The organism is Clostridium sp. JN-9 (assembly GCF_004103695.1).
Taxonomy (GTDB): domain Bacteria; phylum Bacillota; class Clostridia; order Clostridiales; family Clostridiaceae; genus JN-9.
This window is the reverse complement of sequence record NZ_CP035280.1, coordinates 933,904-959,672: the sequence shown is the minus strand read 5'-3', so window position 1 is coordinate 959,672 and position 25,769 is coordinate 933,904. Positions and strand designations below refer to the sequence as shown.

25 protein-coding genes, 1 tRNA gene and 1 riboswitch are annotated in these 25,769 nt (G+C 32.4%); of the genes, 3 read left to right on the top strand and 23 right to left on the bottom strand.

Annotated features, from left to right (window positions below; translation table 11 throughout):
* Positions 1-82: 82 nt before the first annotated feature.
* The 13 genes from minE to EQM05_RS04535 all read right to left on the bottom strand — a co-directional run bounded on the left by minE (position 83) and on the right by EQM05_RS04535 (position 11,155).
* Positions 83-352 (bottom strand): cell division topological specificity factor MinE, encoded by a 270-nt coding sequence (minE, locus tag EQM05_RS04595; RefSeq protein WP_128748951.1) that lies wholly within the window; start codon positions 350-352, stop codon positions 83-85.
* A gap of 11 nt (positions 353-363) precedes the next feature.
* Positions 364-1,164, bottom strand: a complete 801-nt coding sequence (gene minD / locus EQM05_RS04590; protein ID WP_128748950.1) for a septum site-determining protein MinD — start codon at positions 1,162-1,164, stop codon at positions 364-366.
* A 14-nt stretch (positions 1,165-1,178) separates the two neighbouring features.
* Positions 1,179-1,811: a septum site-determining protein MinC gene (gene minC / locus EQM05_RS04585; RefSeq protein ID WP_128748949.1), complete on the bottom strand. Its 633-nt coding sequence runs from the start codon at positions 1,809-1,811 to the stop codon at positions 1,179-1,181.
* Positions 1,812-1,957: 146 nt separating this feature from the next.
* Positions 1,958-4,648 (bottom strand): penicillin-binding transpeptidase domain-containing protein, encoded by a 2,691-nt coding sequence (locus tag EQM05_RS04580; RefSeq protein WP_128748948.1) that lies wholly within the window; start codon positions 4,646-4,648, stop codon positions 1,958-1,960.
* Between the two features lie 15 nt (positions 4,649-4,663).
* Entirely contained in the window at positions 4,664-5,155 is a 492-nt protein-coding gene (gene mreD, locus EQM05_RS04575; RefSeq protein ID WP_128748947.1) for a rod shape-determining protein MreD, read from the bottom strand.
* A 9-nt stretch (positions 5,156-5,164) separates the two neighbouring features.
* Positions 5,165-6,028, bottom strand: a complete 864-nt coding sequence (mreC, locus tag EQM05_RS04570; RefSeq protein WP_128748946.1) for a rod shape-determining protein MreC — start codon at positions 6,026-6,028, stop codon at positions 5,165-5,167.
* 3 nt (positions 6,029-6,031) lie between these two features.
* Positions 6,032-7,042 carry a rod shape-determining protein gene (locus tag EQM05_RS04565; protein WP_128748945.1) on the bottom strand — a complete coding sequence of 337 codons (1,011 nt, stop codon included), beginning with the start codon at positions 7,040-7,042 and terminating at the stop codon, positions 6,032-6,034.
* Positions 7,043-7,060: 18 nt separating this feature from the next.
* Positions 7,061-7,747: a DNA repair protein RadC gene (gene radC / locus EQM05_RS04560; protein ID WP_128748944.1), complete on the bottom strand. Its 687-nt coding sequence runs from the start codon at positions 7,745-7,747 to the stop codon at positions 7,061-7,063.
* Positions 7,748-7,758: 11 nt separating this feature from the next.
* The gene (locus EQM05_RS04555) at positions 7,759-8,337 is read right to left on the bottom strand and encodes a Maf-like protein (protein WP_128748943.1); all 579 of its coding nucleotides are present in this window, start codon (positions 8,335-8,337) and stop codon (positions 7,759-7,761) included.
* Between the two features lie 261 nt (positions 8,338-8,598).
* On the bottom strand, positions 8,599-8,862 hold the full coding sequence (locus EQM05_RS04550; RefSeq protein ID WP_128748942.1) for a DUF4321 domain-containing protein: 264 nt from the start codon (positions 8,860-8,862) through the stop codon (positions 8,599-8,601).
* 91 nt (positions 8,863-8,953) lie between these two features.
* Positions 8,954-9,658, bottom strand: a complete 705-nt coding sequence (locus EQM05_RS04545) for a hypothetical protein (RefSeq protein WP_128748941.1) — start codon at positions 9,656-9,658, stop codon at positions 8,954-8,956.
* Positions 9,659-9,794: 136 nt separating this feature from the next.
* Positions 9,795-10,436, bottom strand: a complete 642-nt coding sequence (locus tag EQM05_RS04540) for a C40 family peptidase (protein ID WP_128748940.1) — start codon at positions 10,434-10,436, stop codon at positions 9,795-9,797.
* Positions 10,436-10,572: riboswitch (cyclic di-AMP (ydaO/yuaA leader) on the bottom strand. It overlaps the preceding gene by 1 nt.
* Positions 10,573-10,645: 73 nt before the next feature.
* Positions 10,646-11,155: a GNAT family N-acetyltransferase gene (locus EQM05_RS04535; RefSeq protein ID WP_128748939.1), complete on the bottom strand. Its 510-nt coding sequence runs from the start codon at positions 11,153-11,155 to the stop codon at positions 10,646-10,648.
* Positions 11,156-11,384: 229 nt separating this feature from the next.
* Here EQM05_RS04535 and EQM05_RS04530 point away from each other — a divergent pair, with 229 nt between their 5' ends.
* Complete coding sequence (locus EQM05_RS04530) at positions 11,385-12,779, top strand: leucyl aminopeptidase (RefSeq protein WP_128748938.1); 1,395 nt, start codon at positions 11,385-11,387, stop codon at positions 12,777-12,779.
* 152 nt (positions 12,780-12,931) lie between these two features.
* On the opposite strand, the gene EQM05_RS04525 is transcribed toward EQM05_RS04530, so the two are convergent.
* The 5 genes from EQM05_RS04525 to aroC all read right to left on the bottom strand — a co-directional run bounded on the left by EQM05_RS04525 (position 12,932) and on the right by aroC (position 18,104).
* Positions 12,932-13,016, bottom strand: a tRNA-Leu gene (locus EQM05_RS04525).
* Between the two features lie 69 nt (positions 13,017-13,085).
* Positions 13,086-13,640 carry a lytic transglycosylase domain-containing protein gene (locus EQM05_RS04520; RefSeq protein ID WP_128748937.1) on the bottom strand — a complete coding sequence of 185 codons (555 nt, stop codon included), beginning with the start codon at positions 13,638-13,640 and terminating at the stop codon, positions 13,086-13,088.
* Between the two features lie 47 nt (positions 13,641-13,687).
* The gene (gene coaE / locus EQM05_RS04515; protein WP_128748936.1) at positions 13,688-14,281 is read right to left on the bottom strand and encodes a dephospho-CoA kinase; all 594 of its coding nucleotides are present in this window, start codon (positions 14,279-14,281) and stop codon (positions 13,688-13,690) included.
* Positions 14,282-14,298: 17 nt separating this feature from the next.
* Complete coding sequence (polA, locus tag EQM05_RS04510) at positions 14,299-16,944, bottom strand: DNA polymerase I (RefSeq protein WP_128748935.1); 2,646 nt, start codon at positions 16,942-16,944, stop codon at positions 14,299-14,301.
* 2 nt (positions 16,945-16,946) lie between these two features.
* Positions 16,947-18,104 (bottom strand): chorismate synthase, encoded by a 1,158-nt coding sequence (aroC, locus tag EQM05_RS04505; RefSeq protein WP_128748934.1) that lies wholly within the window; start codon positions 18,102-18,104, stop codon positions 16,947-16,949.
* Between the two features lie 204 nt (positions 18,105-18,308).
* Here aroC and EQM05_RS04500 point away from each other — a divergent pair, with 204 nt between their 5' ends.
* The gene (locus EQM05_RS04500; protein ID WP_128748933.1) at positions 18,309-19,001 is read left to right on the top strand and encodes a cytochrome c biogenesis protein CcdA; all 693 of its coding nucleotides are present in this window, start codon (positions 18,309-18,311) and stop codon (positions 18,999-19,001) included.
* 122 nt (positions 19,002-19,123) lie between these two features.
* Here EQM05_RS04500 and EQM05_RS04495 read toward each other — a convergent pair whose 3' ends face one another.
* Positions 19,124-20,398, bottom strand: coding sequence for an IS110 family transposase (locus EQM05_RS04495; RefSeq protein WP_128748367.1), 1,275 nt, complete (start codon positions 20,396-20,398; stop codon positions 19,124-19,126).
* 449 nt (positions 20,399-20,847) lie between these two features.
* Here EQM05_RS04495 and EQM05_RS04490 point away from each other — a divergent pair, with 449 nt between their 5' ends.
* Positions 20,848-21,420, top strand: coding sequence for a TlpA disulfide reductase family protein (locus EQM05_RS04490; RefSeq protein WP_128748932.1), 573 nt, complete (start codon positions 20,848-20,850; stop codon positions 21,418-21,420).
* A 48-nt stretch (positions 21,421-21,468) separates the two neighbouring features.
* On the opposite strand, the gene larE is transcribed toward EQM05_RS04490, so the two are convergent.
* The 4 genes from larE to EQM05_RS04470 form a co-directional block, all read right to left on the bottom strand.
* Positions 21,469-22,293, bottom strand: a complete 825-nt coding sequence (larE, locus tag EQM05_RS04485) for an ATP-dependent sacrificial sulfur transferase LarE (RefSeq protein WP_128748931.1) — start codon at positions 22,291-22,293, stop codon at positions 21,469-21,471.
* Positions 22,294-22,352: 59 nt separating this feature from the next.
* Positions 22,353-22,619 carry a glutaredoxin domain-containing protein gene (locus EQM05_RS04480; RefSeq protein WP_128748930.1) on the bottom strand — a complete coding sequence of 89 codons (267 nt, stop codon included), beginning with the start codon at positions 22,617-22,619 and terminating at the stop codon, positions 22,353-22,355.
* A gap of 71 nt (positions 22,620-22,690) precedes the next feature.
* Entirely contained in the window at positions 22,691-24,370 is a 1,680-nt protein-coding gene (locus EQM05_RS04475) for an alpha-glucosidase (protein WP_128748929.1), read from the bottom strand.
* A gap of 21 nt (positions 24,371-24,391) precedes the next feature.
* Positions 24,392-25,759 (bottom strand): MATE family efflux transporter, encoded by a 1,368-nt coding sequence (locus EQM05_RS04470; protein ID WP_128748928.1) that lies wholly within the window; start codon positions 25,757-25,759, stop codon positions 24,392-24,394.
* Positions 25,760-25,769: the final 10 nt, after the last annotated feature.

Here is a 25,769-nt window from a genome sequence, read left to right as displayed (position 1 = left end):
ATTTAATAAAAAAGCTATTTTTCAGCAATTGTATATTATTACAATTAATCTAAAAAATAGCCTTATATTTTATGTAAGTATATTATCTGCAAGCTCTGCTGCTTTTTATTGGTATGCTGGCAACTAATGCAGGAGAACTGCCTTCGGATACATCTGTTTTAGTCATCCTTATATCTAATTCATCACAGTCAATTTCCACATACTTTGATATTACCTTTAAAATATCACCCTTTATAGCCTCCAGTAGCTCTGGTGAAAGATCAGCTCTGTCATGGATTAAAATAAGCTTTAATCTTTCTTTAGCCATGTCCTTTGGCGAAGGTTTGCTTGAAAAAAATTTAAATAAATCCATGTATTACCCTCCTATTCCTTTAATCCAAAAAACTTTCTAAATGCAGAAAATATGCCATTACCGCTTTGATGGAATTCCATTAGTGGAACTTCCTCCCCAGTTATTCTTTTTGCAATATTTCTAAAAGCCTGTCCAGATGAAGCCTTTTCCACTAATACTATGGGCTCCCCCTTATTTGTGGAAATTGTTATATTTCTATCATCTGGGACTACCCCTATAAGTTTAATGGCCAAACTATCTATTATGTCCTCAACTGCAAGCATATCACCATTCTGTGCCATTTCAAAATTAATTCTATTTACAATGAGTTCATGCCTTTCCAGACCTTTAGCATCTAATTTTCCAATTACTCTGTCTGCATCTCTTACAGAAGTCACCTCAGGATTTACAACAATTAGTGCCCTGTCTGCACCTGCTATGGCATTTTCAAATCCCTGCTCTATACCTGCCGGACAGTCAATTAAAACATAATCGAATTCATCTTTAAGTTCTTTAACCAGCTTTAACATTTCCTCAGTTGGTACATCGTTTTTATCCTTAGTCTGTGCTGTAGGCAGTAGAAATAAATTTTGGAATCTTTTATCTTTAATCAATGCCTGCTTCAGCTTACATCTTTTTTCTATAGCATCAACTAAAGTGAAAACAACTCTGTTTTCCAGACCCATCAAAACATCTAAATTTCTAAGGCCAGTATCGCCATCTACAACCACAGTTTTCTTTCCCATAGATGCTAATGCTGTTCCAATGTTTGCCGTTGTAGTAGTTTTTCCAACTCCACCTTTTCCAGACGTTACTACTATAGCTTCTCCCATAATTAATTCCTCCATTAAATATATTTGTTTGGTATATATGGTTCAACAATTATTGACTCACCCTTTACCCTTGCAACTTCGGGGTACTTAGGCTTTATATTTTCATCTGGAGAAATAGTTATTATATTTCCTATTCTTAATACCTCAGGCTGAAAATAAAAAGCAGCAACTATAGCTTTTGTATTTTCATCAAATCCAGCATGAACTCTTCCATGCAAAGTTCCCAGAACAATTACATTGCCCGCAGCAACTATCTCGGATCCGGAATTAACATCACCAATAATAACAATATTCCCAGTATAATTAATAACTTGTCCACTTCTTACGGTTTTTCTGATAAATTTAGTTCTTCCCTCATATATTCCTGTGAAATTTTTGTTTCCTTTCTCCTCCTTATCATCAAAGATTACATCTTTTATTAAAAATTCATCGAATAAAACATTTTTCATTTTATTAATGTCTCTGTCATTAATAAATTTCAATTGAGTAGTTATCTTTAGTGTAGCCCCCTTATAAAACATTTTACCCTTTGAAAGTCTTTCAATTAAAGTATCGAGCACATCTTGAAAATCTTTAAATTTATTCATATTTATTACAGCATTTATTCCATCTCTATTTCCTTTAATTATAATATTATTTTCTTCCATTATAGACCTCCATAAGTCATCATATGTTATATTTCAACATATTAAATATAATTCCTTCTAAATTTTTAATTTTATTTTATTTTAAATTTCAACTATATGCAAAAATCGCTTTATACTCAAATATAAAGCGATTTCTGCATATTTATTTAATTGTTATTAAAATTATATTGAGGAGTATATCCATCCTTTTTAAGTTCATCGCTGAAATATTGTTCATATATAGCCTTTGCAACTGGTGCAATAGTGCCTCCGTGTCCACCATCAAATACCATAACACATACTGCAATCTGAGGATTATCATAGGGTGCAAATCCAACATAAACTGCAGATGATGTTCTGCCAAAAGTATCCTGACTGTTACTCACAGTAGCTGAACCTGTTTTACCAGCAGTTTTAATAGGAAATCCAGAAAATGTATTTGCTGCAGTACCATCTTCACCAGAGTTATTAACAAGATACATACCTTGTTTAACGGCATTTAAATTGGCTTCACTGGCATTTGTCTTTTCTGCTATTTCAGGCTGTACCTGCTCTATTAATTTTCCATCTGCATCTGTAATTTTATCTAATAAATGAAGCTTATATCTTGTGCCTCCATTGGCAATTGTTGCAATATAATTAGCAAGCTGCAGAGGAGTAAAGCTGTCAATACCTTGTCCAATACATGCATCATACATATTGGAACCTGCAAAAGGTCTTACCTGCATATAAGCATCTGAGTAAGTTATATAAACTATTTCTTTTACCATTGTTGAAATATCAGAAGCTGATATATTTTTATCCTTATATGTGCTGTCAGCATTAACTAAACTGGTTAATAACTGGTTAAGCTTACTTTCACTGTATTTTCCAGTTTTAATTATATTCTTGCACTCGTCTTTAATTTGAGTTTTATAATTCTTAACTTCACTGCTGTCACTATCGCTGTCATATAAATTAACAGGAGTAAATTTTGCTCCATTATGTGTAGCACCGGACTTTAATGTTTCCATTACCTTCCAGGTATAGTTTCTGCCGAATATCTCCTTATTAGACCATGTATTATAAACCTGTCCAAAGTTCTCCGGTATTTCTATACCTGTTGATGGCTTGGCATTTGAAGTTGGATCAACACCTAATCCAAACTTCCATGCATACTTGGCAAGTATATCATCATTATTATTGTATGCTTCCCTTATCTTTTTTCCAACGGTCATAAAATAAGGATTGCTTGATACTGCCAGGGCTTTAGAAAGATCAACTGATCCATAGCCTCCAACAGCAAATCTTGTAATATTTCCCCCGCCCTTATCAAATGTTCCATCATCAACTATAGTGAACCCTGGAGTAATTGCTCCACTTTCAAGTCCTGCTATGGCAGTCATAGGTTTAAATGTAGAACCTGGGGGAACTAATGGTAATGTGGCATAATTATACATAGGTCTTGCATATATATCATATTGATCTTTTCTTATAGTTGTATTTCCCTTTATAGAAGTATCTATTGGAAATAAAATGTTAAGTACCTGATCCAGTGATTTACCTTGATAGTAGCTCATAAGTCCATTATTTTGTATGAAACTTTTTCCAAACTGTCCTAAATCCGGCTGAAAATACTGTTTATATAAATCTGATGTGAGCTTTCCGGGTGTGGCAAAAATATTAGGATCATAGCCTGGTCTGCTTGCAAGAGCTAAAACTGCACCGGTTTTTACATCCAAAACCACTGCTGCACCCCTGGTAGCATTACTTGTGTTAACATCTGAAATTTGATGAGCATTGGCCCTCAGGTTTGCCATAACTGAATCTAAAGCTTTTTCTGCCGTATTCTGAAGCTTTTCATCTATAGTAAGCTGAATGTTCTGACCTGGATATGGCTCCCTGCTTCCCAATTCCTCAATTATTCTTCCATCCTTATTAAGCTTAACGATTCTTCCTCCCTTGGAGCCTTTTAATCTGTTTTCATAGGTTGATTCAATACCTGCAGCTCCAATATAATCTGTGCTTGTATCATAGCCCTTCTCTTCATATTTAGTATCGTTTGCTGTAATTTTAGAAATATACCCAAGAAATGCTGACCCAACATCTCCATAAGGATAAGATCTAATTGGCTGGATACTTACATCAATACCAGGAAGTTCATATAACAGCTGATAGAATATGGATGCAGTCTGCGGTTTTATATTTGCAATTACTATTGGCTTGTATCCAGAAAAGCTCTGCATTTTCATCTTATCTTTTATAATCATAAATTTTCTTTGGGTGGCTGCATCATAGCTGCTTGGTATTTTATAATCAATTAAAAGCTTTTTATAAACTTCTTCAGGAGTAATCTTTAACAGCTCTTCATCCACTTTATTTTTTTGATCATCCGTTAAATCAGCAGGTTTTATCTTTGGGTACAGCTTCTTTTCAATGCTTTCATTAAAGCCTCTGTTCCTTAAAAATCTAATCTGCAGCGTTCTTTTCCCGGCCTCATCCTGGGCTGCAAACTCAAATCTATATGGATTAACCTTAAGCTCAAAATCATCCACCTGGGTTTCACCATTTTCATCCAGTAATTTAAAAACCTTTGTCATGGTAGTGAAAAAACTGCTTTTATTTTCAGGCGTTTCATTATATACCAGTTCATAACTCTGAACATTTGTGGCTAATACTGTTCCATTTTTATCTAAAATTTTTCCTCTTGGAGCAGCATCAGGAATTTCCCTGATTGAACCACTATTAGCCTTTTGAGTATATTCTGCTCCCTTTACTATTTGTAAATAAAACAGCCTGGAACCAATTCCAGAAAAAATTACAATCATTATTATTAGCAATGCTATATATCTGTTAAATGGTTTCTTTTTATCTCTCATAAAATCACCGTTTCTCTAAAATCTCCATCTTACCTGCATATATTCCTTCTGACACAATCTGTAAATCCATTTGTACATGAATATTGAAATAATCATATTATATACTGCAACATAAATTATGGCCATATTATCTGCATAAATGTGAGCTGCAAATAATATTCCAACAACAATAGCACCTCTAAGCATGGTCAGCACAAACACTGATATAACCGGGATTAAACTCTTTTCTTTAAAAATATTTGAACCTACTATACCTGCTAATACACATATAATCATATTAGCCAAAGAATTTATTCCAAATATATTAATAAAGAATATGTCCTGTATGAGTCCGCAGCCTACACCAACCCATAGTCCTTCCCAGCTTCCATTTACTATAGAATAACATATTATAAAGCAAACCGTAATACTTGGATAATAACCATATATACCAATAAAAGGCATAACTGTACTATCTAAAAAAAGGCATAGAAAAGAAAGTAAAAATAAAACTGAAAATTTTTTCATTTTAATCACCTAATATTTTATATCGTCAAGATTATTTTTAGGAGCAGACTTAGGCACTACCATAAAAACCTCTTGAAGTTTATTAACATCTACATATGGCTGAATAACAGCTACTTTCATGGCTTTGCTCTGATCATCCTGTACATCAGTTACATAGCCTATTCTAATGCCTTTTGGATATAATTGTCCAAGCCCTGAAGTTAAAATAACGTCGCCCTTCTTAATCTGTGAATTTAAAGGAAGATTAAAAATTTTAGCTAACAAACTATTGGTGCTGCTGTCCTTATATCCCTTTGCAATGCCATTGGTTTCATTTGTGCTCTCTACCATGGCATGAACAGCTAAATTATCACTGGCAAATGTCTGAACTACTGCCCAATTATTACTTACTGATATTACCTGACCAACCAGCCCCTGTGAAGTTATGGCAACCATTTGTTTTACAATTCCATCTTTACTTCCTTTATTTATGGTAAATTGATCTAAATAGCTGGCACCACTCTTGCCTATTATGTCACAGCCAATATATTTATATTCCGATCTCTGATTTTGAAAATTCACCTGTTTTCTAAGCTCATCATTTTGTTTTTTTAAAGAATCATATTCCTGCGACATAGATTCCAGCTGACTGTTTCTTTCCTTTAACTGTTCATTTTCCTGTTTAACTTTTGAAAAATTAAATACAAACCCCAATGTATTTTTTATTTTGTTATTAAAATTGTAAAAAACACCCTCTACTGAATTCAGCGTTACACCTATTCCATTTTCAACAAAAGAACTTTTTTCCCTATTGACACTATTCACAATTAGTACTAAAAATGTAACTGACAGTATTATTATTGTTACTGCCAGTTTATTTTTTAAAAATTTCATATTTTATTTTCTATTAGCAATTATTTTGTCAATAGTATCTAATGCTTTTCCAGCACCTAATGCAACGCAGTCAAGGGGTGATTCTGCTATATGAACAGGCATATGTGTTTCCTCATTTATTAATCTGTCCAGGCCTTTTAGCATAGCACCGCCACCAGCTAGCATTATACCTTTATCCATTATGTCTGAGGCAAGTTCAGGGGGTGTTTTTTCTAATGTTGTTTTTATGGAATCTATTATTAAAGCTACGGGTTCCTTTAGGGCTTCCCTTACTTCTGCTTCTGAAATATTTAATACTTTAGGAAGTCCGGTTATTAAATCTCTTCCTCTGATTTCCATAGTTGTATTCTCACCAATATCAAAAGCCGATCCAAGTTGTATTTTAACATTTTCTGCAGTTCTTTCGCCTATCATTAAATTGTATTCCTTTTTTATGTAAACTATTATAGCCTGATCTAATTCATCTCCTGCTATTCTCAAGGATTTACTTGTAACAATTCCTCCTAATGATATTATTGCAACCTCTGTAGTTCCGCCGCCAATATCAACAATCATACTTCCTGTTGGTTCATTAACTGGAAGCCCAGCACCTATTGCTGCTGCCATTGGCTCTTCCATTAATAATACGTCTCTTGCACCTGCTTGTTTTGTGGCTTCATCTATAGCTCTTTTTTCAACCTCAGTAACCCCTGATGGAAAGCAAATCACAATCCTAGGACTTGTAAAAGCACTTTTAGGGCTTACTTTTTCAATAAATTTTCTGAGCATAGTCTGAGTAACATCAAAATCTGCAATTACACCATCTTTAAGAGGCCTTATGGCAACAATATTTCCTGGTGTTCTTCCTATCATCTGCTTTGCTTCGTCACCAACGGCTAATACCCTCTTTGTATCACTGTTTATAGCAACAACTGATGGTTCACTTAATACAACACCTTTACCTTTTACATATATTAAAGTATTTGCTGTTCCCAGATCAATACCCATATCTTTTGACATTCCAAATAATCCCATTTTATATCTCCTTTCGCATTACACTATACCTTTTTCTTTTAAGCTCACATAGTCACCATTTCCAATGATAATGTGATCTAATAATTCTATTCCTATGATTTTACTGCATTCCTTTATTCTATGTGTAATATTAATATCCTCACTGCTAGGGGTAGGATCCCCGGAAGGATGATTATGACAAATAATAATTGAATAACAGCTTCTTCGTATGGCCTCGCAGAATATTTCCCTTGGGTGAACTATTGAAGAATTTAAGCTACCCATAGATACATTTTTAGATGCAATAACAACATTTTTAACATTCAGCATAATTACCTTTAAAATTTCAACATTGTAATGACGCATTTCTTCCATGACATAATCTGATGCATCTTTGGGCCTTGAAATTTTATAGGCATTTCCCGATTTAAAGGCTCTGACTCTTTTAAACAATTCTCCTATTGCAGCAATTTGTGAAGCCTTAGAAATGCCTATACCGCTAATATCCATTAGCTCTTCAGCAGTCCTGTTAAAAATACCATCTATTCCATCACATATTGTAATAAGCCTGCTGCTTAAATTTAGTACATTTTCATTTTTAATGCCATTTCTTAAAATAACTGCAATTAATTCAGAGTTTGATAAGCTTTGAGCTCCATATCTTATAAGTCTCTCTCTAGGTCTTTCATTTTCAGGTAAATCCATAATTTTTATTGAGTCACTCATTATTCTACTCCTTAATAAAGATTTACCCCCATCTCTCTTAATATGTAATTTAATTTATTTAATGGCAGACCTACTACATTATAGTAGCAGCCATTAATTTTTTCAACAAATAATCCACCATATCCCTGAATACCATATGCACCTGCTTTGCCCATTGGTTCACCAGTTTTAATGTATGCTCTGATTTCACTGTCACTTAAATCTGAAAATTTTACATCAGTACATACAAAGTCCCTTTTCATCTCATTGTCTGCAGTATTGTATACTGTTATTCCTGAATATACCTGATGAGTATTTCCACTTAATTGTGTCAGCATCTGAAATGCTTCTGATTCACTTTTTGGTTTTCCCATGACCTGATTTTTAAAAGCTACAATTGTATCACATCCAATAATAACTGCATCATCTTTTAATTTATCTTTTACATCTGCAACTTTTCCTTCAGAAATATTCATTACGTACTGTGAAAAACTGCCATTAAAGATAACGGTGTCCTCATTAAAGCCACTGACTATAGCTTTAAAATTCGGCACCAATCTTTTAAGTAGTTCTTTTCTTCTTTCTGAAGCTGATGCCAGCACATAGTTCACACTTATCACTTCCTAAAATAATACCATTTTATAATTATAGCCATAATTATATCATTTATAGTCATGGATATTATTAAAATTTAATTACAAAAATAATTAATGTTTACATTAAAAAAATACAGCAGCTTTGCCTGAATACCTTACTCCAGTAAACATCTAATATAGTTTATCATTTAATCTTTTTATAAACAAGAGTTTAGTTCTATTATTAAGAAAAATTTAAAAAGGCCTTCTTTTTAGGAAAGCCATTTAATGTTTGAGTTAATATTTTCTATAAATTATAATTGCTGCTATAATAAATAAAATTGTCATTATATTGATATTGAAATTTATACCTAATGTAAGTGTCATAAACTTCAAATCCAGTACAAGTGGTTTTGATGTTCCCACTGAATAAAATTTACCTAGAAAGCTCATGGATTTTATACTGCTTCCCAAAATCTCCCCAACTATAGTACCTGAGATTGCACCTAATAAAATGATAAACCAAAATAAGCCCTTATTCCCCCTGCTTACACCCTTCATAATACATCCCTCATTTTTAATGTTTATAAGTTCATTAAATAAATTTATAATAATAGTTTATCATTTTTTTGAAAGATATGGCAACAATATATTAATTGTTAGTTTTAACTTTTTTTAGAATTGTATATATTTTTATATAATTTTCCTCAATCTTGTCCTTTTTAATTTCTTCAGGCATAGAATTAACATATGCTTTCAGCTCATTTAACACACTTATATTTTTACTATTCTTGTCTACAGCCTTCAATTGAGAACACCATTTTTTAAGTTCTTCTGTGTAATATCCCTTTACTTCTTTATCTGAAAATCTATTTATAATCTGTAAATCTGCATTTATTATTTCACTTATTTCTGCATCACAAAGGTCACTTACATTTAATTCAAAAATCATTTTTGAATTTGCAACATTATTAGTATTCAATGTTTTTATTATGCCTTCTGCACCGGTTTCATCATATATCCCAATAAAAACCCTTGTGTTATTTCCATCTGTTATTTCAAATGGCATTCCGAAACCCTGCAGAAGCTTCTTTTCATTTTCTACATTTTCTTTTTTTGCATACATTCCTCCCTGAACGGCAATATATTTAACATTTTTTTTAGTAACCTGCTGCTGGTTCTTACTTTCTATATTATTCTGCTTCAAATTTAAAATTGACTTTGGCCAGGCTTCCTTTGAAATAACCTTTGAAATTATGGTTCCTAATATAAATGCGGCTATTAATATGCATAGTACCCACCAGACAAATCTTCCTGAATTGCTCTTCTTCTTCAAATCAAATCTTGTGTATTTCATTTTACTCCCCCTTCATTCTTTATCAAAGAATATACTTCTCATTTAATTATATTTACCATTTAGCTTTTCTATTACAAAAAAAATTCCCTGGAATACTTTAATACATAAAAGTACTCCAGGGAGTATAACAAAATATTTAATTTAAAATTCTTTTTGCCCCTGCATATCTAGAAGTATAATAGCTTTCCCCTAAATCACTTACCGTAATTCTATGGCTGCCAGAAGAAGCATGGATAAATTGCCCTCCTCCTACATATATCCCAACATGAGATATTGAACCATAGGTATTAAAAAATACTAAATCCCCTGCTTTAAGGTTATCTCTTGAAACATACTGTCCCATTGAATATTGTGAACCAGTATAATGAGGAAGATTCACCCCAAATGCACTATATACATATGCTGTAAATCCAGAACAGTCAAAAGCAGACGGACCGGATGCACCCCATACGTAAGGCCTTCCCATAAAATTATAAGCGTAGGAAATAATATCTCCTCTACCATTTCCGGCAGGATTTCCGCCTCTACTAACAGCTACACTTCCGCCTCTGCTGGCAGATACTCTGCTGCTTGTAGGAACGCTCTTGCTTTTCGAAGCTTTCTCTGGTACTTGTATTACTTTATTACATTTTATATCTGCAGAGTCCATAACAACCTTCTGCTGGCTTGTATTAACTGCTGCATCAGCATATACCTTTACAGTATTTACTTTTTGTAATAAAGTAAACGTTAGCAAGAAAAGTACAAATGTTAAAAATTTGAATTTGAAGTTAAACATGATTACCCCCCTATTGCCTTCGGAGTTAGCTGACGGGCTCGAATGAAGGTTATTCTACTGAAATATGGTTATTTCAGATTAGCCCCATTTTCTTGGTTCCTCCGTACTCATTTCTGAGATTCAGCACAATTAATATTATAAAATAAAATTGTACAAGCTGTCAATGCAGTTAATATATGTTTGTTAATTTTTGTGAAAGTTTATTAAACTTACTTTTTTTGTAATAAAAGCATATCATATGCTCTATTATTAAAATTATAGTATTGTTTGTATCTGTTTATTACAAAAAAATTATTTTTTTCCCAGCTGTTTATATAATTGTTTACTCCATCAACTACATAACTATAAAAATTATTTATGCTGTATTCATTATAAAAATAATCAGTTAAAGCACTTATAATACTGCAGGCTGTCTCATCTGCAATATTATTTTGAAGCAGCATAAACAAAAATGTTATTTCATTAGATCTTTTAAATTCTGCCTTTCCCCTTAAAACTCCAATCAGCTTATTACAATTTTTAATTTTTAAAAAGAACTCGCATTCACTAAGATAGCATTCTAAATATCTATCGTAAAGCTCCTTTTCATTAAACTCAATAAATTTAACATCATTTTTATTATAGTTTTGAAGTTTAATCCAATGCCCAATTTCTTTAATGTCATCTTCCAATACATTAGTTATACATAAATTATCAATTGGGATAACAACGTCAAGCATAAATTCACCTCATTTCTTACCCTAAATAAAAATTCTACATTTCTTTTAAAAATCCTTTTATTTTATCTTCACTTTACATTAAAACTTTGCATTGTACCTGGCAAAGTATAGGACTTTCAGTTGCTTTAGCAGAAGCCGGATATAATATGTTTTTGCAGGGTATTATACAGTAAACTTTTTCATAAAAATATGCTATTATATACCCATAATACTTTGAGGAGGGATAGTTATGATAGGGATAAATGATAATAAGCTATATTCAAATATTCTTGTATTTAAGTTCAGTAATTTCAACTTGGATTACACAAAGGAAATTTCTGAAATTATGAAATTTTCAACAAACAATGGTGAATTTAAAGAGCTTGAAACCATAAACACTCTAGGTATGTGCAGCTACAAAAAATTGTTCGTTGTTGGACTTGGAACTACAGAAGAATTCAGTGAAATAAAATTATTCAAGGCTTTAGGTACAGCTATTGGAGCAATAAAAAACTCTATTGATGATCTGGATATTCTTGATAATCTTCCTGAAGATTTTGGTTATATATTGGGACAGTCTATTCAGATTTCAATTTATAAATATGCCGGAATAAAGAAGGAACACGAAAAAATAAAATTGCAAAATATCAATGTAATATCTAAATATAAAGAATCCATAAGTAAGGGTGTTATTATAGGTAACTGCATAAATTTCTCCAGACAGCTGGTGAATATGCCCTCTAATATTGTAACACCGAAATATCTGACTCAGCAGGCAGAAAATATTTCTACTGATGAGAAATTGGATATAGATATAATAGATAAATACAGGCTTGAGCAAATGGGAATGAACTCAATTCTATCAGTGTGCAGCGGAAGTTCACATAGCCCAAGACTTATAGTGCTTCAGTACTTTGGTGATGCTGAAAATAAAGAAATAATATCTCTTATTGGAAAAGGAGTAACCTTTGACAGCGGCGGAATATCATTAAAACCTGCAAAGGGCATGGAATCAATGTCAGGTGATATGGCTGGTGCCTCTTATGTACTTGGTATAATGAAAGCAGTTGGAAGTATCAGACCTAAAAAAAATATAATTGGCCTGATTCCAGTAGTAGAAAATATGCCATCTGGGAATTCTTACAGACCAGGAGATGTAATCACAACATATAGTGGTAAAACTGTTCAGGTTATTTCTACAGATGCAGAAGGAAGACTTATTTTATGTGATGCTATAACCTATGCCAAGGAATTGGGAGCCACTAAAATTATTGATATTGCCACACTGACAGGCTCCTGTGCAAACTTCCTGGGCGGCATAAATGCAGGACTTTTCAGCAATTCAGACAATCTCAGTTCTTCAATAATAAAAGCAGGAAATGCTGTAGGGGAAAATTTCTGGAGGCTTCCAAACAATGAAGAATACTTTGAGCAGCTGAAAACTGATAAGGCAGACTTAAAAAATACAGGTACTGATTCAGGAGCAGTTGTTGCAGGCATGTTTCTTGAAAGCTTTTCTGAGGGAGTTGATTTCGCTCATCTGGATATAGCCGGCTGCTCATCATATTCAAAACCACATGATGGCTATGACATTGGTGCCAACGGTATAACTATGAGAACAATTATTGAATATTTACTGAAATAAATAATATTATAAAAGTGCAGTTGATTTAACTGCACTTTTTAAATTTACGGGAAATATAGAAAAACCACACGTTTATAAGCATTTTTCTTTGCTAAACGTGTGGTATATTTTTAATATAAATTTTGTTTAAATCAGCTTAAAGCCTTTGAAATTGGTGCAGAAGACGGGACTTGAACCCGTATGCCTCTCGGCGTGCGCCCCTTAAACGCATGCGTCTGCCGATTCCGCCACTCCTGCTTAAGATTACAAATATTATTATACTACGTAATAAGTTTATGTCAATAAATAATTTATGTGGTGCAGCATTTATTTACTATCAGCACCATAAAGGTATTTATAGATGCTGTAATTTACTTTAACTTTCTTAACATATTTATCTGTTTCCTTGAAAGGTATATATTCAAGCGTTTTTCCATCTGAAGAGTGATTTTGGCTGTTTAACCACTTTTGTACATTTCCTCTGCCGCCGTTGTAAGCTGCCAAAACTAAGTCAATATTACCATTAAACTCCTTTGTAAGGTCAGAAACATACCAGCACCCCATATCTATATTAAACTTAGGTTCATATAACATCTTGTCATTATAATTTTCTATTTTCATCTTTTCTGAAGCCCACTGTGCTGTTTCTGATGTTATCTGCATAAGTCCGTGAGCGTTTTTGGCAGAAGTGGCATTTTCGTTAAAATTACTTTCTGCTTTAATAACAGCCAATATTAGATATGGATCTACATTATATTTTTTTGAGTATGTTAATATATCCTGTTTATATTTATAAGGATAAAAATGTTTTAATATATTTTTTGAATTAATTGCTACAATAATTACAAGTATAATTAAAAAAAATCTTTTTATTAATTTCATTCCCTATAATTGTACGCACCTTCCATACGTAGCAACCGCACCCCCTATCACTTCTGCAGATTAATTAAAATTTTTTCTAACTGTTTTACTGAACTATCTATTTCTTTTGAATTATCGATAACATAATTTACGTATTTCTTCTTTTCATCTAAACACATTTGAGAATTTATTCTTTGAATCACCTGTTCCATGGTGAAGTTATCTCTTTCCATAACCCTTCTGATTTGAGTTTCCCTGTCAACCCACACCAGAATATTTATATCCATAAGTTTATATAGCCCCTTCTCAATTAAAGTAGGTGCATCAACTATGCATATTTTTACTCCACTTTTACTATATGACGTAATTTTACTAAATATCTCTTTTTTTATAAAGGGGATAATAATACTTTCTAATTCTACTCTTTTTTCTTTGAACTGAAAAATATAATTCCCCAGTTTCCTCCTTATAATTTCTCCATCAGAATCAAAAAATTCATTACCAAACTTTTTGCGGATTTCTAAATTTATTTCAGGATATTTGCACTGTACCTCTCTGGAAATTAAATCTGCATCTATTACTGGAATGTTCTTCTCAGCTAATAATTTGGATATTGTACTTTTCCCGCTTCCAATACCACCAGTTAAACCAACTTTCAGCATTATAACACCACCAGTCACTATTTTGCATCATACCAGGTATTTCCTATATTTATATCAACTTCTAAGGGTACTCTGAGTTTTAAAACATTTTCCATAGCATCTTTAACTATATTCTTAACCACATCAAGCTCATCCTTATAAACATTAACAATTAATTCATCATGAACCTGCAAAATAAGTTTGCTTTTTAATTTTTTATCATTTAACTGTTTATATACCTTTACCATGGCCATTTTTATAATATCAGCAGCACTTCCCTGAATAGGTGTATTCATAGCTAATCTTTCACCAAAGGACCTTACCATTTTATTTGATGCTTGTATTTCAGGTATAAATCTTCTTCTATTCATAATTGTAGTAACATAAAGGCTTTCCCTTGCCTGTTTAATAATATCATCCATATATTTTTTAACATTTGGATATCTCTCAAAATATGTGTCAATATACTGCTTAGCTTCTTTTCTGGATATTTTTAAATCCTTTGCCAGACTGAATTCTCCAATTCCGTATACAATCCCAAAGTTAACAGCCTTTGCATTGCTTCTCATAATAGGTGTAACCTGATCAATTGGTACCTTAAAAACTTCGGAAGCAGTTTTTGTGTGAATATCACTATGGTTAATAAAAGCATTTATTAAATTTTCATCATTTGCAATATGTGCTAATACTCGCAGTTCTATTTGAGAATAATCTGCTGACAGTATAACACAGTTTTCATTTTCAGGTACAAAAACTTTTCTAATTTCTCTTCCAAGCTCATGTTTAATTGGTATATTCTGAAGATTAGGCTCCGTACTTGAAAGTCTTCCAGTAGTAGTAACCGCCTGATTAAAGCTTGAATGTATTTTTTCATCATCATCAATAACAGCCATAAGCCCTTCAACATAAGTAGAATAAAGCTTAGTTAATTGTCTGTAATAAATAATCTTTTCAATTATAGGATGCTTATCACTAAGCGCCTCAAGTACCTCTGCATTGGTTGAATAACCAGTTTTAGTCTTTTTTATTACTGGTAAATCCAATTTCTCAAATAAAACCTTTCCCAGCTGTTTAGGTGAATTTATATTAAACTCTTCATCAGCTAGTTCATAAATGACCTTCTGAGTGAGAAGAATCTCTCTTTTAAATTTCTCTCCCAGTTCTGAAAGCTTTTCTTTGTCAACTCTGAATCCTTCATTTTCCATTGAGGCTAATACCTCAGTAAGAGGCTGTTCAACTTCATATAATAAACTTTCCATATTTGATTCTTTAATATTTTTATTTAATTCATTGTAAAGCTGCTCTAAATAGTAAACTTCCTTTATTTTTACCTTTTCTCCTTCACCATCAATATTGATTCTTAACATTTCCTCTTCAATTTCGTTAAGATTATATTCCCCTTTTGAAGAATCCAAAAGATAAGCAGCTATTTTAGCATCAAATTTAACTCCATTAAACTCAATTCCCATTTTATGAAGTATGGTATGAGGTACTTTAACATCAAATCCAATCTTTAAAATAGAAGTGCTGTCAAAAACAGATTTTAAAATATTAACTGCATTTTCATCATCTTCATGGATAATTTGCTGCATATTAATAGAATAAAGCTCACTATTATATTTCATATAAATTTTACTAATAAAGCTTTTTGAATATACATTTCCATTTTCTATATCAAATATTATAAAGATCTCGGTAAAGCCTTCATTGCTGCATGAAAGTACAATACGGCTGAACAGCTCATCTAATTCACTGACAGTTTCTATATTAATAAAACTTAAATCTTTTTCTTCAGCTTTTACTGTTGTCTTATCACTGTCAGGGATTTCGTCCAGCAATGATTTAAATTGAAGCTTATAAAACATCTGCTTTACACCATCAGCATCATAATTGTCTTGAGATTTTATATCATCTAAGTCCATTTCCACGGGAACATCAGTTATAATTGTGGCAAGTCTTTTACTAAATACAGCCTGCTCACTGTATTCCGTTAGATTTTCCTTTATTTTCTTGCCATTTATACTATTTATATTTGAAAGTACATTTTCAATGCTTCCGTATTCCTTAATTAATTTAAATGCAGTCTTTTCCCCTATACCTGGAACTCCTGGTATATTATCCGATGCATCTCCCATAAGACCTTTTACATCTATAAACTGCTTTGGAGTTACTCCATAATCTTCAATCATTCTGTTTTTATCGTATATTTCCTTTTCAGTAATACCTTTTTTAGTTATTACAACTTTTATATTATCTGATGCCAGCTGAAGTGCATCTCTATCTCCTGTTACAATATAAACTTCAATATCATTTTTTTCTGCATACACTGCAAGGGTTCCAATTAAATCATCAGCTTCAAAGCCATCAATTTCAAATATATTTATTGATAATTTATTTAATAAGTCTTTTATAACTGGGAATTGCTCTGCCAGCTCTTCCGGCATTTTCTTTCTTCCTGCCTTATAATCCTTATATTCATTATGTCTGAAAGTAGGAGCTTTCCTATCAAATGCTGCTACAATGTAGTCAGGCTTAATTTCTTCTTTCATTTTCAAAAGCATAGTTGTAAATCCAAAAACTGCGTTAGTATGTAATCCTTCATTATTTGTTAACGGTGGTAATGCATAAAATGCCCTATTCATTAAACTATTTGAATCCAGCACAAGCATTCTCTCTTTTGTCATTTTCACACCTCCATATTTTTTACAGGCAGATTTCTGCAATAGGCTTTGTAATTTTCAATAAGCTGATTAAAATCATCATTTGGAAATTTATTCAATATTTCTTTAAGTAGTTCATATGCACATACATTTTCAAGCACAATGCCTGCAGGTACCACAGCACAGGTATCTGATCTTTCGTATCTGCTTGTGAGATTTTCCTTTTTTATCAAATCTATTGAGTCAACGCCCTTTTTCACACTTGAAATTGGCTTCATAAAAGCAGTGATATTAATATCTTCTCCATTGGATACTCCAGCTTCAATTCCTCCGCAATTATTACTGCTTCTTGTAATTCTGCCGTTTATATATTTAATTCCATCATTAAAGCTGCTGCCTTTTTCAGTTATATTGGTACCATTTCCAAATTCTACGGCTTTCATACCCTGAACTGATATTATTGCCTTTGACAAAATACCATCTAATTTCTTGTCCCATTGAGTATAGCTTCCAATACCAAGAGGCACTCCTTTTATGGAAATAAAAATACTTCCCCCTATGGTATCACCCTGTTCACTGCATTGGTCTATTATGTTTTTCCATTCTTTTCTTATATTCTTATCAAAACATCTTAAATTATTTCGTTCTATTATATCATAATCATTATGGTTAAATAAATCCACCTGTGTATCTTGTATTCCGCCAATGCTTTTAACCTTACTTCTGATAATAATTCCAAGACTTTCAAGAGCCTGTTTGCATACAGCTCCTACTGCAACTCTTATGGCTGTCTCCCTGGCTGAAGTTCTTTCTATGGTATCTCTTATATCCAGTGTATTATATTTATAGTATCCCACTAAATCACCATGGCCAGGCCTTGGAACTGTTATTCTTTCATTATCATCAGGCTTTTTAGAAAGCTTTTCAATCCAGTTTTTATAATCCTTATTGTATATAATTAAAGTTATAGGATTCCCTGTGGTATATTTTCCCCTTACACCTGACCAGATTTCAACTGAATCCCTTTCAATTTTCATTCTGTTTCCTCTGCCATAACCATTCTGTCTTCTTGAGAGTTCATTGTTTATGCTGTTTATATTAATTTCAAAGTTTGATGGAAAGCCTTCAATTATAGCAGTTAAAGCTTTCCCATGAGATTCTCCTGCATCTAAAAATCTTAACATATATTAAATTCCCTTCTTAATCTGTAATACTTTAAAAAATTATACAAATATAATTATATAATAAAACAGCATATTAATTACAATGATAATAAAAAAATTTCCTGCAAAAACAGCAACTTTAAATTTTGTTTGATATTTTTGGGAAATAATATTATAATAATTTTATACCCACTATGGGTATATATTACAATGGAGGTATAGAATTTGGATAATATTTCTTTAATCTTAGCTTTTTCTGCTGGGCTTCTATCTTTTTTATCACCCTGCGTACTTCCTCTTTTCCCGGCATATATTGGTTATATTACAGGTACTACCATAGGAGATACACATAATTCTAAAAATAAATTCAATGCACTTTATAAATCATTTGCCTTTGTTATTGGTTTTTCAATAATATTCATCCTACTAGGTGCCACGGCTACTTTTCTAGGCAGTCTTGTAACAAAGCATATGGATATATTGAGGAAAATTGGCGGAATTATCATAATACTATTTGGATTACATACCACTGGAATTTTTAAAATTAAATTTTTATATTATGAAAAAAAATTCATTCATTTTCAAAGCTTTAGTAATTTAAATTCACTTTTCATGGGTATGGCTTTTGCTACTGGATGGACACCATGTATCGGCCCAATACTTGCATCAATATTAATTTATGCTTCAAATATGAATACAGTACCCAAGGGAATTCTCCTGCTCATTATGTACTCATTGGGATTAGCTGTTCCTTTTATTTTAACGGCCCTGGCTGTTGAAAAACTCACTTTGTACTTTAAAAAAATCAGTAAATATCTGCCTGTGTTTTCTATTGTCAGCGGCATTTTAATGATTGCTATGGGAATACTTATTTTTACAAATAAACTTAGCATCTTAAGCAACTACTTTAATTTTTAAGAAAGCAATTTGGTAATATGTCAAGAACAAAATAAAAAGAAAATGAAATGATTCTTCAAAAAAAGGGTAACCCTAATAAACATACAGTCAAATCAGAATGTATGTTCGTGTGTCTTATATAATTAATCTACTCTATTTGAAGAGTAGAGTTGATTTTTAGCCAGCAATCCAAAAATCAAACGGATTAATTTACGAGAAGTTAGCGCGAGTGCTCGTTTATGCTGATGTGTAGTCACTTCAGCAAATTTCTTCTGGTAGAAAGCTTGATATTCAGGAACGTGTCTTATGACACTACCAGCGGCTTCTATCAGATAATAACGTAAATAACGGTTACCTGCTTTGTTCATTGGCGTATTTTCAGCCTTGAAATCACCAGATTGATTTTCTTTCCATACGATGCCAGCATATTTAGCAATAGCATCATTATTAGGGAATGCATGCACACTGCCTAATTCGGCAAGAATACCACTGGAATAAACAGGGCCAAAACCAGGGATTGACATGAGAATTTGATATTCCACAGGATTCATTCCCATAACCGCTTTCTCAATGGCTTTATTAATAGTACTCAGTTCTTTTTCAAAAGCCTGAATACAGTTAAAAGAGCATGCAATTGAAGTCGTTAATGGCTCATACAAACATTTATCAAGGCGATATGAATTACGAGCAGCTTGTTGAAGAATTTTAGCAGTCATCTGTGGATCAGAAATTCTCTTTCGACTCTTTGTATTGATGAATTCAACAAGTTCTTCTATGGAAGCATTTGCAATGTCTTCAGAAGATAAAAAATCCGTCAGGATAGAGGAAGCAGTGGCACCATATTTATTAGAAAAAGGATGTTCTTCACCATCTAACAAAGCAAATTCGCTAAACTTGAGAAATACATTTGATAGCATATATGTCTTCTCCCTGGTTAAGCATTCAACTATATGAAGCCTGTGTCTTGTAAGCCTTTGTAGGGCAAGGTATTGAGAACCACGCCAAGGCTCAGTATGAATCCTGCCGACTCTTGCAAAATCAGCAATAACAAAAGAGTCAATGCCATCATTTTTGTTAAGAGCATTAAAGGAATCTTTGTAGTTAGCAACTTCCTTAGGATTCAAACAGTAGACGTAGGGTTTATATGGCACAAGTTTTTCACTTGCAGATAAAAAATTAGCTATATGCACGCCATAAAATGAAGTAGACTCAAGACCAATAATAGTAACCTTAAATATATTATTTTCTAGTATCTTGACGAGCATGGATTCTAGTTGTTCTGCACCAGATTGTGTATTAGGAACAGGTTTCATTTTAATAAAAAATTCCTGTTCAAAGTTAATTGCAGAGACAACATTTTGTCTCGCACCAATATCGATACCAACAAATAGAGTTGATAAGTAATCTACTTTCTTCATGAAATCACCACCTTTCGAAAGTAATGAGGAAATTAGAAAAGGAATTATCCTAATCCAGAGTACTGACTGCAACCTCGCGTAATCAGCATTCAACCAAGCGAAATACCTTGCTGGTGGCTACGAATGGAGATGCAACATTTGTGTAAGCAGAATTTGATACTCTGGTCAGGCTGCAAGCTTTCTAGGCAATAACAATATGTTTTGCAGGAGAATACAGCAGTAACCTTCGCTAAAGTCCGTTAGGACTATTTTAGCATTAGGAAATTCCTTTATAAATAGTTAATGTAAGTTGTATAGATAGGAATGTAAAATAGATAGCAATAATGAATTGGGGGAATCCCCACAGAAAAACATAGATACTTTCTTATCTATACTAAAATATAAAAATAAATAAGTTTATAGCAGTCATTTAACTGACTATAAACTTATTATACGAGGAGATTAAACATATGAAAAAATATATTATTTTATCTGTAATAGCTGTCATCATATTTGGTGCAGTTTTTGAAGTTAATAATTATAATAATTCAAAAGATAAAGCACAAATTGAAAACAGTAAAAATAGTAATACGGCTTCAGTAAAAAGTAATGATTCTTCCGGAACTGATGTTAATAAAGAACAAGCAAATGATTTTAGGCTTCAGGACGTAAGCGGCAAAAATGTTTCATTAAGTGATTTTAAAGGAAAGAAAGTGTTCCTTAATTTCTGGGCAACCTGGTGTCCTCCATGCAAAGGTGAAATGCCGGACATTGAAAAATTATATGATGAAACTAAAAACAGTGACTTAGTTATACTTGCAGTAAATATTGGAGAAGACAGAGATACTGTACAATCATTTTTAAAATCAAATAATTATAATTTTAATGTATTATTAGATATTAGCCAGGGTACTGCAGGTAAATACAATATCAGAGGCATTCCAACTTCTTATTTTATAAATAAAGATGGCACTGTTTCTGCTAAAAAAACAGGTGCTATGTCACTATCAGAAATGAAATCCTATATAAATGCCTTAAAATAAAGAAACTGTAGTAATATAACATATTTATATTACTACAGCTTAATTTCTTTAAATATTTTTTTCGTTTTGAGTCAAGACTTCATTCATGCTTCCTGTTCTATATCCAAGCAAATCCAAAGTAACATATTTAAATCCTATTTTTTTTAGTTCCGCAGCTACTTTGTCCATTACATTAAGATTAAAAAATTTATTTCTCTCATCTGAGTTAACTTCAATTCTTGCAATTTCTCCATGATGTCTTACTCTAACCTGTGTAAATCCCATATCCAGTAAAAACTGCTCAGCCTTTTCCACCATTTTTAGTTTTGGCTCTGTAATCTCATTTCCATAGGGAAATCGAGATGAAAGACATGCAAATGAAGGTTTGTTCCAGGTTGGTATATTCATTTTTTTAGACAATTCTCTAATATCGCTTTTTGTCATACCTGCATCCTTAAGAGGACTTATGACATTTAATTCTTCAGCAGCTTTCATTCCAGGTCTGAAGTCACCTGTATCATCACAATTGGAGCCATCCAGTACAGCGTTGATATTTTTTTTATCTGCTACATCTCTAATCTTTGTAAATAGTTCTCTTTTACAAAAATAGCATCTGTTTACAGGGTTTTTTGCAAACCCTTCTATTTCTAGTTCCTCAGATATAATAACTATATGCTCAGCACCAATTCTGCTGGCATAATCTTTTGCTTCTTTAAATTCCCTTTCAGGATAAGTTGAAGACTTTGCAGTAACTGCAATTGCTTTATCTCCAAGCGTATCTTTTGCAACTTTTAATAAAAAGGTGCTGTCCACTCCGCCTGAATACGCAACTGCCACACTTCCCATATCTAGAAGAGACTTTTTTAAATTTTGTAATTTTAATTCCAGAGTCATTTATCTATCCCCTTTGCTATTTACAAATATATCTTTGTCCTTTGCTGTATAAAATATGTTTACTTAAACTTACTTAAATCTGGTTTTACATCAAAAATAAGATTATCACTATCCTCAGTAATTATAACAGGTATTCCTATCTTTCCTTCTTTTTTTATACTATCAAATTCTGCCCTTTTGTCCCTTAATGTTATAAAAGCTTTCAAGTTCTGAAGACTTTCCGTAATCTCAACAAAATCATAGTCTATATTATTTTTAGAAAAATATTCTTTAGTAGCCAAACAATCAGGGCATAAATCGCTTCCAATTATAGTTATCTTTTTCATATACATCCTCCTTTATTTTTTATGTTTATACCATTATATATTTAGATGTTAATATATTCAACATGAATTTATTAATTAAGTTTATATACTCTGCATTCATATGGTCTAAGCTTAAAGCCTTCTAAATTGTCATTTCCCCTGTTTTCATAATTGCATAAAGCAAGCTCTTTTCCAGAATACTTTATATCCTTTGGAAGCCTGAAAAATGGAGTTCTATATGTGAAATTACATATTATAAGCATAATTTCATTATTTAGAGTTCTCATATATGAAAAAATCTGTTTATCCTTTTCTAATATAAGCTTATAATCTCCATATATGGCAGCCTCGTTTTCTTTACGAAGTGTTAAAAGTTTTTTATAATAATTCAATACTGAATTTGGATTTGCTTTTTCTGCTTCCACATTAATGTTAATATAATTTGGATTTACCTTAATCCATGGCTCAGCTTCACTGAAACCAGCATTTACACTTTTATTCCACTGCATTGGAGTTCTTGAGTTATCCCTGCTCAAATGTTTCATAACATTAATTAAATGTTCATGAGTCATTCCTTTATTAACAAGTTCATTATAGCAGTTCAATGTATGTATATCCTTATAATCTGAAAGCTGATTAAAGTTAGCATTAGTCATGCCTATTTCTTCACCTTGATAAATAAATGGAGTTCCCTGCATTAAATACATACACGTAGCCAGCATTTTTGCAGATTCAATTCTGTATTCTCTGTCATTTCCAAAATTAGACACAGCCCTTGGCTTGTCATGATTATTCCAATATAGACTGTTCCAGCCTTTTCCCTGCAGATCTGTCTGCCATTTTGTTAATATTTCTTTCAATTTAATTACATCTACTGGTTTATCCTCCCACTTATCATAAGGCGCATCTCTTAATGCAATATGCTGAAACTGAAATATCATATTCATTTCTTCTCTGCTGTCTGCTATGTAATTAAGTGCTTCCTTTGTGTCCACATTTGAAGTTTCTCCAACAGTTACAGCATCATATTTAGAAATAACATTTTTATTCATTTCATGAAGAAATTCATGAACCTTTGGCTGATTCATAAAATATTTAGTTCCATCTGCATATTTATAGCCTTCTATTATAGTACCATCAGGCATATCATCATGTTTTCCTATAATGTTTATTGCATCCATTCTAAAGCCGTCTATTCCTTTATCAAGCCAGAATTTTATTACATTATAAACAGATTCTCTTACCTTAGGATTATCCCAGTTCAAATCGGGCTGCTTTTTACTAAAAATGTGGAGATAATATTCATCCCTGTTTTCTTCATATTCCCAGGCCGAGCCTCCAAAGAAAGATGCCCAGTTATTTGGCTCCTCATTGTGTTTACCCTGTCTCCAGATATAATAATCACTGTATGGATTATTCCTGGATTTTCTGCTTTCAATAAACCATTTATGCTCATCAGAAGTATGATTAACAACCAGATCCATCATAACCTTTATTCCTCTGTTATGACACTGTAAAAGCAGATTATCAAAATCCTCCATAGTCCCAAATTCGTCCATTATATCTTCATAATCACTTATATCATATCCATTATCATCATTTGGAGATTTATAAACTGGATTTAACCAAATCATATCCGCCCCCAGATCTTTTACATAATCCAGCTTTTCAATAATTCCATTTATATCTCCAATTCCGTCTCCATTGGAATCCTTAAAACTCCTTGGATATATTTGATAAACCACACATTCTTTCCACCATGTTTTATTCATATTATCAACTTCTCCTATTTATTAATTTACAGCTGTTTCAGCTATATTAGTAACCCATTTCTTAGAATAAACTATTCTTAAGCCAATGAGCAGTTTTACAATTTCCTCAGTAGATATTAAAAGATATACCCATTCTATTGACAGATTCAGCACAAAGGCACTAAATAATCCTAGCGGCACTCCAATACACCAGGTACCTATTAAATCAAGCATAAAAGCAAATTTAGTTTTTCCTCCAGCAGTTAAAATTCCTGATCCGCAAATCATGTTACATACCTTAACTGCAAATAGTATACCAAAAATTATAAGAAGCCTTTCTGAGTACATCTGCACATCATAGGAAACATTATAAATTGATACATATAATTTAGATAAAAGAATTATAACCATGCCAACAACAACTGAGCCAATAGCACCTATTGATATAAAACCTCTGGAATAATCCACAGCTTCATTAAATTTATTTGACCCAAGCCTGTTTCCAATGATTATTCCTGCAGCACTGCTTACTCCTGTAAATAGTCCAATAGTAAGCCCCTGTACAGGGAAAGTAATGGTCATAGCTGCAATTTGATTTGTTCCCATGTGACCATATATTGCAGAGTAAACTGTCTGTCCAAAAGACCATAAAAATTCATTACATATTATAGGCAGTGTTATTATAGAAAACTTTTTAATAAAGTCAATGTGCATATTAATCATTTCTTTGATATTTACAGCACAAGGCAAATGTTTAAAATAAACAGCTGAAATAAGAATTATGCACTCCGCATATCTTGAAACAGTAGTTGCTATTGCTGTGCCCTTAACCCCTAGCTGAGGCATTCCCAGATTGCCGAATATGAGTAAATAATTAAGTGTTGTGTTAAGTATTACTGAAAGCAGTCCTGTATACATAGGCAGCATTACATTACCGGTACTTCTTAATACTGCAGCAAAAACTGACACTATCATTAATGGAATATATCCATAGGCTGTAATCTTCATATATTCTGCTCCATATTTTATGACTTCGGTGTCCTTGGTAAATAAAGAAAGCATATTTGCTGACAGTAATATTGATATTATACTAAATACTGCTATTATAGGAAGGCCAAAAGCAAATGATGCACCTAAGGTCTGTCCAATGTTTCTTTTATCATTTTTTCCCCAAAATTGAGCTGTAAAAATTGCAGCGCCAGAAGTAACTCCAGTTATAGTCACAATAAATATCTGGGGTATTCTTGCCCCAAGGCCTACTGATGCTATAGCTCCAGCTCCCAGCCGGCCAATCATGAATTGATCTATCATGCTTAAGGATGACTGTATAAGGCTTTGAATGGCTACTGGAACTGCTATAGCCAGCATTAACTTTAAATAGTTTCTATTTATTATGGGAATATTATTCATTTTGAACCCC